This window comes from Microbacterium sp., from assembly GCF_049650565.1.
GTDB lineage: Bacteria > Actinomycetota > Actinomycetes > Actinomycetales > Microbacteriaceae > Microbacterium.
Genome location: NZ_JBASAK010000015.1, coordinates 56,790 through 69,492, shown reverse-complemented (window position 1 = coordinate 69,492; position 12,703 = coordinate 56,790). Strand labels below are relative to the sequence as shown.

17 protein-coding genes are annotated in these 12,703 nt (G+C 67.7%); 10 read left to right on the top strand and 7 right to left on the bottom strand.

Annotated elements, in window-relative coordinates; genetic code table 11:
* Window positions 1-105 precede the first annotated feature (105 nt).
* Window positions 106-1,092 (top strand): class II fructose-bisphosphatase, encoded by a 987-nt coding sequence (gene glpX, locus WA967_RS02500; protein ID WP_424419315.1) that lies wholly within the window; start codon window positions 106-108, stop codon window positions 1,090-1,092.
* Window positions 1,093-1,252: 160 nt separating this feature from the next.
* Window positions 1,253-1,489, top strand: a complete 237-nt coding sequence (locus tag WA967_RS02495; protein WP_424419314.1) for a hypothetical protein — start codon at window positions 1,253-1,255, stop codon at window positions 1,487-1,489.
* Between the two features lie 27 nt (window positions 1,490-1,516).
* Here the strand turns inward: WA967_RS02495 and WA967_RS02490 are convergent, their stop codons facing one another.
* A complete protein-coding gene (locus WA967_RS02490; RefSeq protein ID WP_424419313.1) occupies window positions 1,517-2,101 on the bottom strand; it encodes a 3'-5' exonuclease in 585 nt (194 codons plus the stop codon).
* Window positions 2,102-2,160: 59 nt separating this feature from the next.
* Here WA967_RS02490 and WA967_RS02485 point away from each other — a divergent pair, with 59 nt between their 5' ends.
* The 4 genes from WA967_RS02485 to WA967_RS02470 all read left to right on the top strand — a co-directional run bounded on the left by WA967_RS02485 (window position 2,161) and on the right by WA967_RS02470 (window position 5,709).
* Window positions 2,161-2,916: a class I SAM-dependent methyltransferase gene (locus tag WA967_RS02485; RefSeq protein WP_424419312.1), complete on the top strand. Its 756-nt coding sequence runs from the start codon at window positions 2,161-2,163 to the stop codon at window positions 2,914-2,916.
* A gap of 11 nt (window positions 2,917-2,927) precedes the next feature.
* Window positions 2,928-4,001 carry a redox-regulated ATPase YchF gene (gene ychF / locus WA967_RS02480; protein ID WP_424419311.1) on the top strand — a complete coding sequence of 358 codons (1,074 nt, stop codon included), beginning with the start codon at window positions 2,928-2,930 and terminating at the stop codon, window positions 3,999-4,001.
* Between the two features lie 128 nt (window positions 4,002-4,129).
* On the top strand, window positions 4,130-5,062 hold the full coding sequence (locus tag WA967_RS02475; RefSeq protein ID WP_424419310.1) for an NAD(P)-binding domain-containing protein: 933 nt from the start codon (window positions 4,130-4,132) through the stop codon (window positions 5,060-5,062).
* A 209-nt stretch (window positions 5,063-5,271) separates the two neighbouring features.
* The gene (locus WA967_RS02470) at window positions 5,272-5,709 is read left to right on the top strand and encodes a bleomycin resistance protein (protein WP_424419309.1); all 438 of its coding nucleotides are present in this window, start codon (window positions 5,272-5,274) and stop codon (window positions 5,707-5,709) included.
* Window positions 5,710-5,807: 98 nt separating this feature from the next.
* On the opposite strand, the gene WA967_RS02465 is transcribed toward WA967_RS02470, so the two are convergent.
* The 3 genes from WA967_RS02465 to arsM are packed head-to-tail and all read right to left on the bottom strand — an operon-like array spanning window position 5,808 to window position 8,126.
* On the bottom strand, window positions 5,808-6,212 hold the full coding sequence (locus WA967_RS02465; protein WP_424419308.1) for an arsenate reductase ArsC: 405 nt from the start codon (window positions 6,210-6,212) through the stop codon (window positions 5,808-5,810).
* Window positions 6,209-7,258 (bottom strand): ACR3 family arsenite efflux transporter, encoded by a 1,050-nt coding sequence (gene arsB / locus WA967_RS02460; protein WP_424419334.1) that lies wholly within the window; start codon window positions 7,256-7,258, stop codon window positions 6,209-6,211. The genes WA967_RS02465 and arsB overlap by 4 nt, the downstream gene beginning before the upstream one ends.
* Window positions 7,259-7,316: 58 nt before the next feature.
* Entirely contained in the window at window positions 7,317-8,126 is an 810-nt protein-coding gene (gene arsM / locus WA967_RS02455; RefSeq protein ID WP_424419307.1) for an arsenite methyltransferase, read from the bottom strand.
* An 86-nt stretch (window positions 8,127-8,212) separates the two neighbouring features.
* Between arsM and WA967_RS02450 the strand changes: the two genes are divergently transcribed.
* Genes WA967_RS02450 through WA967_RS02440 form a run of 3 tightly spaced genes read left to right on the top strand, consistent with a single transcriptional unit; the run spans window position 8,213 to window position 9,787 of the window.
* Complete coding sequence (locus WA967_RS02450; RefSeq protein ID WP_417554295.1) at window positions 8,213-8,584, top strand: ArsR/SmtB family transcription factor; 372 nt, start codon at window positions 8,213-8,215, stop codon at window positions 8,582-8,584.
* A gap of 46 nt (window positions 8,585-8,630) precedes the next feature.
* On the top strand, window positions 8,631-9,152 hold the full coding sequence (locus tag WA967_RS02445; RefSeq protein ID WP_424419306.1) for a GNAT family N-acetyltransferase: 522 nt from the start codon (window positions 8,631-8,633) through the stop codon (window positions 9,150-9,152).
* Window positions 9,140-9,787, top strand: a complete 648-nt coding sequence (locus WA967_RS02440; RefSeq protein WP_424419305.1) for a DUF2809 domain-containing protein — start codon at window positions 9,140-9,142, stop codon at window positions 9,785-9,787. Before WA967_RS02445 ends, WA967_RS02440 begins: the two co-directional genes overlap by 13 nt.
* A 28-nt stretch (window positions 9,788-9,815) precedes the next feature.
* On the opposite strand, the gene WA967_RS02435 is transcribed toward WA967_RS02440, so the two are convergent.
* The gene (locus WA967_RS02435; RefSeq protein ID WP_424419304.1) at window positions 9,816-11,429 is read right to left on the bottom strand and encodes an FAD-dependent oxidoreductase; all 1,614 of its coding nucleotides are present in this window, start codon (window positions 11,427-11,429) and stop codon (window positions 9,816-9,818) included.
* Window positions 11,430-11,508: 79 nt separating this feature from the next.
* Here WA967_RS02435 and WA967_RS02430 point away from each other — a divergent pair, with 79 nt between their 5' ends.
* Window positions 11,509-12,066 (top strand): helix-turn-helix domain-containing protein, encoded by a 558-nt coding sequence (locus tag WA967_RS02430; RefSeq protein WP_424419303.1) that lies wholly within the window; start codon window positions 11,509-11,511, stop codon window positions 12,064-12,066.
* 82 nt (window positions 12,067-12,148) lie between these two features.
* Here WA967_RS02430 and WA967_RS02425 read toward each other — a convergent pair whose 3' ends face one another.
* On the bottom strand, window positions 12,149-12,379 hold the full coding sequence (locus WA967_RS02425) for a DUF2249 domain-containing protein (protein ID WP_424419302.1): 231 nt from the start codon (window positions 12,377-12,379) through the stop codon (window positions 12,149-12,151).
* The gene (locus WA967_RS02420) at window positions 12,376-12,630 is read right to left on the bottom strand and encodes a hypothetical protein (RefSeq protein WP_424419301.1); all 255 of its coding nucleotides are present in this window, start codon (window positions 12,628-12,630) and stop codon (window positions 12,376-12,378) included. Before WA967_RS02420 ends, WA967_RS02425 begins: the two co-directional genes overlap by 4 nt.
* Window positions 12,631-12,703 lie beyond the last annotated feature (73 nt).

The window sequence follows — 12,703 nt, the reverse complement described above, 5'->3', positions numbered from 1 at the left end:
GGCCCCGAACCTCGTTCTTGAGATCCGGTTAAGAACATCGAATCCTTCGTTCGGAAATCGGGAAAAGTCGTCAGTTTCGCGCGCACGGATCGTTAGTCTGACCCTATGGTGAGCCCAACAGCCGAACTCAGCCCCCTCCGTCCCGACCGCAACCTGGCAATGGAGCTGGTGAGGGCCACCGAAGCCGCAGCGATCCGCGCCGTCCCGTTCATCGGCCGCGGTGCCAAAGAGGCGGCCGATGGTGCCGCCGTCGACGCCATGCGCGCATTCCTCGGCACGGTCGACTTCGCCGGTCGTGTGGTCATCGGCGAAGGGGAGAAGGACAACGCCCCCATGCTGTTCAACGGCGAGGAGGTCGGCACCGGTCGCGGTCCCGAGTGCGACATCGCCGTCGACCCCATCGACGGCACCTCGCTGACCGCCGCCGGCCGCCAGAACGCGCTGTCAGTGCTGGCGGTCTCCGATCGCGGCTCCATGCTCGACGCCTCCAGCGTGTTCTACATGGACAAGCTCGTCACCGGCCCTGCCGGCGTCGGCGTCGTCGACATCCGCCTGCCCATCGGCGAGAACATCCGCCGACTGTCCGCGGCTCTCGGCAAGCCGGTCGAGGAGATGGTGATCTCGGTGCTGCATCGCCCCCGTCACGAGCAGCTCATCCAGGAGATCCGGGATGCCGGCGCCGGCACTCGCCTGATGAGCGATGGCGACGTCGCCGGCGGCATCAACGCCGCGCGTCATGGAGCGCGCACCGACATGTGCGTGGGCATCGGCGGCAGCCCCGAGGGCATCGTCACGGCCTGCGCGATCAAGGCTCTCGGCGGGCACATCCAGGGCATCCTGTGGCCGCGCGACGACGATGAGCGCCAGCGCGGCATCGATGCCGGGCTGGAGATGGACAAGGTCTACGAGGCCGACGATCTCGTCAAGGGCAACAACACGATCTTCGTTGCCACCGGCGTGACCGACGGGCAGCTCGTGCGCGGGGTGCGTCGCAAGCGCGACTACCTCTACACCGAGAGCATCGTGCTGCGCAGTGCGTCGGGGACGCTGCGTCGCATCGTCTCCGATCACCTGGTCTCCAAGTGGCTCTGATCTCGGCGACCTGACCCGACCCCTGCCGCGCCTTCGGGCTTTCCCAGGCAGTGCTGGCAGAATGGCAGCGGATCCGGTGCGTCTGCACCGGCGCCATCACGGATGGGAGCGCCTCGGGATGTCATTGCACGAGCATCACAGCAAGTCGGAACACCCTCAGATGATCACCACCAAGACCGGTCGTATTCTGCGGGTCACCGACGAGCAGCTCGCTGCAGCAGCATCCGCGAAGGCCGCCGCAGCCGCGTTCCCCGACCCGGCCCGCCGCAAAGACGTGCTGTTCCGCGTGCGCCGCGAGGAGGGTGCGGAGATCAGCTCGTGGTGGATGATCGGCGCGTTCGTGCTGACCTCGGGCATCGTCATCGCCCTGCTCTCCGGCGTTCCCGGCGGCGCCTGAGCCCTTCCGCCCGAGCGGCGCCCGGACTCAGGCGGCGCGCGCAGCGACCTGCGGCATGGTGAGCCGGACGCCGAGCTTCGCGCCCAGCGCGTCGACGTCGTCGGCGCCCGCGCGGCGGGCCGCATCGATCACGATCTGCGCGCACGCCCGCGCATCGGCGAGGGCGTCGTGGTGCGGGAAGGCCCCGAAGCCGGCGGCGGCTGCGGCCAGCGGAAGCTTGTAGGAGCCCAGGTCGTACGTCTTGCGGGCCACGGCCAGTGAGCACAGCGAGCGGTACGGCGGGGCGTCGATCCCGGTGGCCTCGCACGCGCGGCGCAGCACGTTCATGTCGAACCCGGCGTTGTGCGCGACCAGCACGTCGGCCCCCGCGAAGGCGCACAGCCGGTCGATCTGCTGGGTCCAGGTGTCGGCGCCGATGACATCCTCGGCGTAGAGGCCGTGGATGCGGGTGTTCCACTCGTTGAACTCGTCATGACCGGCGGGCGGCTGGATCAGCCAGCCGGTCTGCGCGACCACCTGTCCGTCGCGCACGCGCACCAGCCCGACGGAGCATGCCGAGGCGGGGCTGGAGTTCGCCGTCTCGAAGTCGATCGCGGTGAAGTCCAGTGGCACGGTTCCACTCTCTCGGGGCATCCCCGCACGGGGGATCAGGCGCGCCGTAGGCTGGCGACATGAGCGATGCGCGAGCGACATCCTTCGGCTCCCAGGCCGAGACCTATGAGGCATCCCGACCGGACTATCCGTTCGAGGCGGTGGCCTGGATGCTGGAACTGCTGCCCGCCGGCTCACGCCGGGTCGCCGACGTGGGCGCCGGCACCGGCAAGCTCACCCGGGTGGTCGCCGATGCGGCGGATGCCGAGGTGGTGGCGGTGGATCCGGATGCCGCGATGCTGGCCAAGCTGCGTGCGGCCGTCCCCGGCGTGCCGACGTTCGTGGGCGCCGCCGAGTCGCTTCCGCTGCCTGACGCGAGTCTGGATGCCGTGGTGCTGGGCCAGGCCTGGCACTGGGTGGACCCGGTCGTGGCATCCGCTGAGGTCGGCCGCGTGGTGAAGCCGGGCGGCACCCTGGGACTGATCTGGAACACGCGGGACAACCGCGTGGACTGGGTGCGCAGGCTCACCGGGATCATGCATGCGAGTGCCGCGGAGGAGATGCTCGATGAGGGCGCCGTCGTGGTCGCTGCGCCGTTCGGCGAGCCCGAGCGGAAGGCGTGGCAGTGGCTCCGTCCGATGACACGGGCGCAGCTGCATCAGATGGCGGACTCGCGCAGCTACCTGATCACGGCTTCCGCTGAGGATCGCGCCGCCGTCCATCGCGGCATGGACGGGCTCTTCGACGACTTGGGGCTGGCCGGGGAGGCGACCATCGACCTGCCGTATGCGACCACCGCGTTCCGCGCCATCAGGGGCGACGCGCAGCCCCGGTAGACTGGACGCCCGTGGCCCTTACCATCGGAATCGTCGGACTGCCCAATGTCGGCAAGTCCACCCTCTTCAACGCGCTGACCAAGAACAACGTGCTCGCGGCGAACTACCCGTTCGCGACGATCGAGCCGAACGTCGGCGTGGTGAGCCTGCCCGACAAGCGCCTGGAGGTGCTGGCCGGCATCTTCCACAGCGAGCGCATCCTGCCCGCCGCCGTGTCGTTCGTCGACATCGCCGGCATCGTGCGCGGCGCGAGCGAGGGGGAGGGCCTGGGCAACCAGTTCCTCGCGAACATCCGCGAGGCAGACGCCATCGCGCAGGTCGTGCGCGGCTTCTCCGACGACGACGTGGTGCACGTCGACGGTGCGGTCAACCCGGCGTCCGACATGGAGACCATCAACGCCGAGCTGATGCTGGCCGACCTGCAGACCGTCGAGAAGGCGATCGTGCGCCTCGAGAAGGAGGTGCGCGGGCGCAAGACCGACCCCGTCGTGCTCGAGACGGCCAACGCCGCGAAGGATGCCCTGGAGCGCGGCGTGCTGCTGTCGACCTCGGGGATCGACCTGGCGCCGATCAAGGAGCTGGGCCTGCTGACCGCCAAGCCGGTGATCTTCGTCTTCAACGTCGACGAGGCGGTGCTGACGGATGCTGCGCGCAAGGCCGAGCTGGAGGCGCTGGTCGCGCCCGCGAAGGCCGTCTTCCTCGACGCGAAGATCGAGTCCGAGCTCATCGACCTGGATCCCGAGGATGCCGCCGAGCTGCTCGCCTCCACCGGCCAGGAGGAGTCGGGGCTGGATCAGCTCGCGCGCGTCGGCTTCGACACTCTCGGTCTGCAGACGTACCTGACCGCCGGTCCCAAGGAGTCCCGCGCCTGGACCATCGGCAAGGGCTGGAAGGCCCCGCAGGCAGCCGGCGTGATCCACACCGACTTCGAGAAGGGCTTCATCAAGGCCGAGGTCATCTCGTTCGAGGACCTGGTCGAACTGGGTTCGATCGCCGAGGCCCGCGCGCACGGCAAGGCCCGCCTGGAGGGCAAGGACTACGTCATGCAGGACGGCGACGTGGTGGAGTTCCGGTTCAACGTGTGATCTGGATCCCGCTTCATATCGTGATACGCCAGGAAGCGGGATTGGTTCCGAGGTCTCGCCGACGCGCATCCAGATCTTCGAGTGTGGCATGGCAGACCGACCGCAGCATCGAAGGGGGAGGGAACTGAGTGGAAAGCGAGCTCGCGAAGAGGCCGTTCCGCGTCTTCACTGACGACGAGATCAGCGATCTGCTTCGCCCCGAGGACGCCATCGCATGGATGCGCGAAGCTCTGCTCGCGGAGCGCGAAGGCAGGTTGATCTCGCCCGCTCGCGTGAGCGCAATGCTGGACTCGGGGAAGCTGGTTCTGACCGCCGGCTCCATGGCAGGCGCGGCCTACGGCTATCGCGTCTACGACACGATGGGGTTGCCCGGAAGTGAGCAGATCGTTGTCGCTCACGACCCTCAGACCGGAGCGGTGCTGGCGATCGCCGTCGGTTCCGAGGTCGGACTGCGACGCACCGCAGCCATCGGCGGCGTGGCGCACGATGTGCTCGCACCGCGTTGCCCGGTCACGGTAGCCGTCATCGGCGCGGGCAATCAGGCGAAGGGGCAACTCTGGGCGCTGCAAGCCGTGCGGGAAGTGGCGGGTGTAAAGCTGTTCAGTCGGGACCCGGCACGTCGTGATGCTGTTGCCAAGAGTCTCGACGACATGTACGCATTCCCCGTCCACGGTGCATCGTCCGCGCGGGATGCCGTCGAGGCTGCGGATGTGGTGGTCCTCGCAACCAACAGTGGAGTACCGGTGATCCGCACCGAATGGCTGAGAAGAGACGCCTACGTGGCGACGCTCGGCCCCAAGCAGATCGGTCGATCCGAGTACGACGAAGAGCTGCTCCGCGCGGCTGACATCATCGTCACCGATTCGATCACACAGCTCAACGGGTATCATCCGCCTGCCGTCGCAGTCCAGTCCGGGATCGACATCGGATCGCTCGCCGACCTCATTGCGTCACCGCCGGAGAGCGCAGGACTGCGTGTCTATCTCTCGGTCGGACTCTCCGGGACCGAGCCGTATCTCCTCCACCGACTTGCTCTGCATGCCGAGACTCTTGGCAGGTGACGCGGCAGATCGCCACGCGTGAATGAGTGGTGCGAGGGTGCCGTGGTCCCCTTTGATTCGATCGATCTTGAGTGTGACGATGTGGTGGAGTTCCGACTTGAGGTGTGACTCCGGTCCCGGCAGCTGAGCAAGCGCAGCGAGACGAAGCGGTCGCGCGCCACCTGACGCAGTGCGGCAAGCGGCGCCCGCCGTACTGGCACGATAGTTCGGTGACTTCTCCTGATCTTGAGCCCGGTCTCGTCCCTGAGCTTCTCGTCTCCGATATACGTGCAAGCATCGACTTCTGGTGCGGGCTGTGCGGTTTTGAGATTGCATACGAGCGGCCCGAGGAGAGGTTCGCATACCTCACGAAAGGGAGCGCACACGTCATGCTCGAAGAGCGCGGCGTTGGGCGGAACTGGGTGACGGGCGAGCTTGTCCGGCCCTTTGGTCGCGGGATCAACTTTCAGATCCGCGTCGCCGAGATCGACGCCATTGCGAGCGTCCTCCACGACGCCGGTGTGATGCTCTTCATGGAGCCCGAGACGAAGTGGTATCGCGTGAGCGACACCGCGGAAGCCGGTGTTCGTCAGTTCCTCGTGACTGATCCGGATGGGTATCTGATTCGATTTCAGAGTTCGGCTGGGCGACGCGTGCCACCGGTGTGACGGCGAGCGCCTCGCATCAGATGACAGGATCCGATTTCAGAGTTCTGCGGGACGACGTGATCCGGTTCCGGACAGACGCTGGGAGGGCACTGCGGCGATCAGGCGAGCAGGCTGCTGATCAGTTCCTCGACGCGCGATCGGATGTCGTCACGGATCGGGCGGACGGCCTCGATGTCCTGACCCGCCGGGTCGTCGAGCTTCCAGTCCTCGTAGCGCTTGCCGGGGAAGAAGGGGCAGGCATCGCCGCAGCCCATGGTGATGACGACGTCGGAGTCCTGCACGGCCCCGGTCGTGAGGATCTTCGGAGTCTCGGCTGCGATGTCGACACCGGCCTCCTTCATGGCCTCGACGGCCACGGGATTGATCTGATCCGCGGGCAGCGACCCGGCTGACCGGATGTCGATCCGGTCGCCGGCCAAGTGGCGCAGCCAGCCGGCGGCCATCTGGGAGCGTCCGGCATTGTGCACGCAGACGAACAGGACGGATGGCTTCTTCTCGGTCACGGGGTCCTCTCGACAGCAGTGAGTGGGGTGGTCTTGTACCGCTTGCGGATGGCCAGCGCGACGTAGACGAGGCCGACGAGGACCGGCACCTCGATCAGCGGTCCGACGACGCCCGCGAGCGCCTGCCCGGAGGTCACGCCGAACGTTGCGATGGCCACGGCGATGGCCAGCTCGAAGTTGTTCCCTGCTGCCGTGAATGCCAGCGTGGTGGTCCGCTCGTAGGGGAGGCCGACGGCCCTGCCCAGGGCGAAGCCGCCGCCCCACATCAGCACGAAGTACGCGAGCAGCGGCACGGCGATCCGAGCCACGTCGGACGGGCGGCTGGTGATCTGCTCGCCCTGCAGTGCGAACAGGATGACGATGGTGAACAGCAGTCCGTACAGGGCCCACGGTCCGAGCCGCGGCAGGAACTGCCGCTCGTACCACTGGCGCCCTCGGACCCTCTCGCCGAGCCGGCGCGTCAGGTAGCCGGCGATCAGCGGTACGCCGAGGAACACCAGAACCGAGCCGGCGATCTGCCAGGGCGACACGTCCAGCCGCGCCTGCGGCAGGTCGAGCCAGCCGGGCAGGATCGAGAGGTAGAACCAGCCGAGCACCGCGAACATCATCACCTGGAACACCGAGTTGATCGCCACCAGCACGGCGGTCGCCTCGCGGTCGCCGCACGCCAGGTCGTTCCAGATGATCACCATGGCGATGCACCGGGCGAGCCCTACGACGATCAGCCCGGTACGGTATTCGGGCAGATCGGGAAGCAGCAGCCAGGCCAAGGCGAACATGAGCGCCGGTCCGACGAGCCAGTTCAGCACGAGCGAACTGACCAGCAGCCGCTTGTCGCCGGTGACAGCGCCCAGGCGGTCGTAGCGGACCTTGGCCAGGACCGGGTACATCATCACCAGCAGGCCCAGCGCGATCGGCAACGACACTCCCTGGACCTCGACGGCGCTGAGCGCAGTGCCGAGTCCCGGGACGACGCGGCCCAGCAGGAGACCTGCCACCATGGCCACGCCGATCCACACCGGAAGGAATCGGTCCAGTGTCGACATCTGCCGCAGCAGCGGTTCAGCAGGAGCCGCGGTGCGGGTGTCGAGGTCGGCCGTGCCCTCAGTCATCGAGCGGCTTGACTGCTCGGATCAGCGCCGAGTGCATTCCCGGGGCGGCCTCGTGCGTGAACGTCACCTCGGCGTCGACGAACCCGACGGATGCCAAGCCGTCGAGGTACTCGGCGCGGGAGAGCGCTCCGGCGATGCAGCCGACGTAGGAGCCGCGCTCCGCGCGATCGGCAGGGGTGAGGTGGTCCTCGGCGACGACGTCGGAGATGCCGATGCGGCCGCCGGGGACGAGCACGCGGAACATCTCGGCCAGGACGGCCGGCTTGTCCGTGGAGAGGTTGATGACGCAGTTGGAGATCACCACGTCGACGGCGGCATCCGGCAGCGGCACGTTCTCGATGGTCCCCTTGAGGAACTCGACGTTCGTCGCGCCCGCCTTTGCCTTGTTGGCATTCGCCAGCTCGAGCATCTCGTCGGTCATGTCCACGCCGTAGGCGAAACCGGTCGGCCCGACCCGACGCGCCGAGAGCAGCACGTCGATGCCGCCGCCTGAGCCCAGATCGAGCACCTTCTCGCCCTGGTGCAGGTCTGCGACCATCATCGGGTTGCCGCAGCCCAGCGACGCCGCGATCGCCTCGGCGGGCAGCTCGCCCTGCTCGTCGGCGGAGTACAGGCTCGAGCCGAAGGCGTCCTCGACAGTGCCGCTGCCGCCGCAGCACGAGGCGTTCTCGGCGGGGCTGCAACAGGATCGGCCCGCGTCGATGACGGTCAACGCATCGCGGCTTCCGCGAGTGACAGCGCTCGCCGCTGCGGCGTACCGCGCGCGGACGCGCTCCCGGGTCTCGGTGTCTGCGTCGGTCATTTCCGTGCCTCCTATCGAAGAATGTCGATGTATTGATCCTCCCGCACCCATCGACGTTCGTCAATGCGTCGCGTAGGGTGGATCCCATGAACTCCAGGGTCGAGCTGCCGATCAGGCCAGTGGGTGTCGCCGCGTGCTGCTCGCCGCTGACCGGGGGTGCGCTCGACGACGAGTCCGCCGATCAGCTGGCACGGGTGTTCAAGGCGCTCGGCGATCCCACGAGGGTGCGCTTGATCTCCCTCATCGCGGCTGCACAGGGAGCGGAGGCCTGCATCTGCGACCTGACCGACCCCGTGGGGCTCAGCCAGCCGACCGTCTCGCATCACATGAAGGTTCTCGCTGAGGCGGGCCTTGTCACGCGCGAGCAGCGCGGCAAGTGGGCGTACTACGCACTGGTCCCCGACGCCTTCGACGCACTGCGTCAGGCGGTCAGCTTCGATCGGACGCCGACCTGCTGACGCTCCGATCGGCTGACACCGCTCACCGGGATGTCAGAATCGTGGTGTGGACAGCACCGAATCACACATTCGGATCCGTCCCTATGGGAGTTCGGATGCCGGTGAAACGCTGCGGATCTTCCAGGACGCGATCACGGTCACTGCGGCCGCGGATTACACGCCCGAGCAGGTCTCGGCATGGGCGCGGCCGGACAGCCGTGACCTCGACGGGTGGGATCGGGCGATGCTCGGGCGCCGGAGCTATGTGGCTCTCATCGGCGACGACATCGCGGGCTTCTCCGATGTGAGCGCAGACGGCTACGTCGACATGATGTTCGTGTCGCCGCGATTCGCGCGCAGGGGCGTGGCCCGGGAGCTGCTGACGTTCCTCGAAGCGCTGGTCCGGCGGAACTCGGCGAAGCGGCTCTCCGCCAACGTCAGCATCACCGCGCGTCCGTTCTTCGAAGCGATGGGCTTCCGGGTCGACGCCGAACAGCATCCCGTGACCGGGGGTGTCATCATGACCAACTTCCACATGACGAAGGATCTCGACGAAGAGGGGGAGTCGGAGGGCTCATGCGTCGTCTGATCATCGCGCTGGTCGCGGGAGTCACCGTCGCGGCGGGGCTCGCCGTGCACCTGATCGCGCCGGGAGGGGCGATCAATGATGCGGTCGGCGACGTGCTCTACGCCGTGCTGATCGCTCTGCTCGTCCTGTTCATCGCGCCGCGGGCGCGGTGGCGGGTCACGGGCGCGATCGCTCTCGGCTGGTGCTTCGGCGTCGAATTCCTGCAGCTCACCTCGCTGCCGGCTCAGTGGGCGGCATCCGTCCCTCCGCTGCGGCTGGTGCTCGGCAGCGGATTCTCCGCGTGGGATCTGCTCTGGTACGCGGTGGGTGTCGCGTTCGCCGTCGGGGTCGACGCACCGCTCGCCCATCGTCGAAGGATGACCCGCGTCTCCCTGTCCGGAAGCCTCATCTGCGCCGACCCCGCGCAGGCCGCACTCGTCGAACGCCTGCTGCCCGCGCACGTCGCACGCACGCGTGAAGAGCCCGGATGCCTGACCTTCGAGGTCAGGCGCACCGAAGACCCGCTGGTCTGGCGCGTCTCCGAACTGTTCGAGGATCACGTCGCGTTCGACGCGCACCAGGCCCGGGTCGCCGACAGCGAATGGGGACGGGAGACTGTCGGCATCCGCCGCGATTACGTCGTCACGTCCGATTGAGCCGTCGCCGGCGGTCTCGATGCGATCGTCAGCCCGCCCGGCGGGCACGCATCACCACATCGTGCACGTGGCGGGTCGAGACTGCCCCCGCAGGCCGGTCGCGGCGCTCGTTGCGCTCGATCTCCCACTCCGGGGACGCGGTCAGCGCGGTGACGAAGTCATCCATGCCGACGTATGCCTCGTGGTCGTAGGGATGGGTGACGTCCGGGCTCTCCTGCTCCACGGCTGCCCGGATGTCTCCGCTGTCGTGGTTGATGACCAGCAGATGGCCACCGGGTGCGACGGCATTGAGCAGATTGGCGACACCGCGCGCATCGGGGGTTCGCGGAATCGACGCGTACGCAGCCATGACCAGGTCGTATCGGGTGGAGCCGAAGGGCGAAGCTGTGTTGGCATCCGCCCGCAGGGTGTTCACCCGCAACCCGCGCTGCTCTGCCGCGACGCGGATGCTGTCGAGGGCCGGCTGCGAGATGTCGCTCGCGGTGACCTGCCAGCCCTGTTCTGCGAGCCAGAGCGCATCACCGCCTTCTCCCGCCCCGACATCCAGAGCGGTGCCCGGCGCGAGGCCGGTCGCCTCGGCGATGAGAGCACCGTTGGGATTGCCGCTCCAGATCGGTCCGCCGCGGTAACGAGCATCCCAATCGGCGGCATGGGCAACCGGGCGGGTGGCGGTCCGAAGGTCTTCTTCGGCGAGATCGAAGCTGACCATCGCGCCGACGCGCGCGCCGGCCGCCGCCGTCGGCAGCACCTGCAGCATCGGCTCAGCGAGAGTGCCTGCTGCATAAAGACCGGGCACGGACGTCTGCCCCGTGACGCTGTCCGCCTCGACGTGGCTCGCTATGCCGCTGGGGTGCTCGCAGGCCGTCAGCCCGAGGGCTGCGAAAGGCTCCACCCGCGCGTGCAGACGAGTGCCGACGAGGATGGTGTCAGCGGGCACCTCGGTGCCATCGGCCATGCGCAGGGCGCGCAGCCGGCCCTCGTCGTCGTCGAGGATCTCGTCGACGGGTGCGGCGATGACCTGCACTCCGGCATCTGCGAGGGTCGCAAGCTGCGGGTCGGCGGCAGAGACGCCGTCGTGGACCACGACCGTCAGTCGCGACGTGAGCTGGCGCAGGAGGGGCAGCGCATGAAGACCGGCGGGCGATGTCACGAGAGCCACGATCCGCCCATCCCGCGCCTCATACCCGTGGCAGAACGGGCAGTGGATCACTGACCCGCCCCAGTGCTTCGCAAGGCCGGGGATGCGGGGAAACTCGTCGGTCTGTCCTGTCGCCGCCACCACGCGCCGAGCGAAGAGCACGTGGCCACCGGTCAGCTCGACGCGGAAGGCATCGGCATCGCGAGTGATCGCGACGGCTCGCCCCGTGAGGATCTCCGTGCCGTAGGAGCGCACTTCGGCGCGAGCGATCTTCAGGAATTCGCTCGGGGAGCGCCCCTCGTGGCCGAGGTAGCTGTGCATCTGAGTCGCGGACGCGTTCCTCGGAGTTCCGGAATCCACGACGATCACCGAGCGCCGCTGGCGGGAGAGCTGCAGGGCGGCAGCCAGCCCGGCGGCCGACCCTCCGATGATCGCGACGTCGGTGTGCCGGACGACGGGGGCGCGATCATCGCCGTGATCGTGGGATGCGTGAGTGCTCGACATGGCTCGACGATAGCAATGCTTTGCGTATACTGAACTGGCATTTGCAGAATTCGCAAATTGCGAGCAGAGGAGGATCCTCATGGCCGATCTCGAGCAGGTCGTCCGAACTCGACTGCGCAGCCTGCGCCGTGCGCAGTCGCTGTCACTCGACGATCTGGCCGAACGATCCCATCTGAGCACCTCGACCATCAGCCGGATCGAGACCGGCAAGCGCTCGATCGGCCTGGACGTGCTCCTCCCTCTGGCGAGGGCGCTGCGGACCGACGTCGAGACCCTGCTCGAGGACGACTCGGACACCGACGTGGTGATCCGTCCCGTGCCGAGCCATGAAGGCGCGCGCACCACCTGGGCGCTCTCCAAGGCGACAGGTCAGATGAAGGCACTGAAGGTCCGCCTCGAACCCAGCAGAACTATGCCCGAGCAGCGAGTGCACCCCGGCCACGATTGGTTCTTCGTGCTCGAGGGGCGGATCCGGCTCCTGCTCGGCGAACGGACGATCCTCGTCGAGGCGGGTGAGGCCGCTGAGTTCGCCACTATGACACCGCACGCGTTCGTCGCCGAGGGCGGCCCCGCCGAGGTGATCATGATCTTCGATCAGCAGGGGCTCGTCGTGCATCGAGACGGAGGCGAGGCCTGAAGGCGGGTGCGGGCTCCGGCAATAGGGATCGAGCCGGATGCCCCGTGCACGGGCATCCGGCTCGATCAGTAGGCGACCCGGGTCAGGGCTTGCCGATGCGGACGCGCCACACCGTCGGGCCCTGCTCGAGGTAGTCCCAGGTGAACTGGCCGTTGAACTCGGCGTCGAACTGGTACCACAGCGGCTTCGGGTCGTGGTCGTTGATCAGCTCGAAGCCCTTGCCCGCCTCCAGCTCGTGGTAGTTCTGCAGAATCAGCTCATGCCGACGCTGCGGCACGTCGTTGCGCACATCGAGCTGCGGGTCGTTGCTCATTGGTCCTCCTGATTGTTGGGTGAAGATGCGGAATCCAGGTCGATCGTCTGCGGCAGGCGCGCCAGGTAGTGCATGGCGCCGTTGAGCAGCTCGGCCTGCCTCGGATGCCCGTCGCGGAGTGCGAGCCAGGCCCGTGCGGCCAGTCGGTTGGCGGCATCCGGATCGCCGGACCGGCCTACCAGACGCAGTGCCTTGAGCAGGACTCCGACGGTCGCGGCGAGCGCTTCGTCGTCGTGACCGTCTTCCGTCATCTGTCGCGCTCCTTATTTATCACGGGAGAAACCGTGATAAATAACACCCTACTCCGTGCGCGGAGCAGCGATC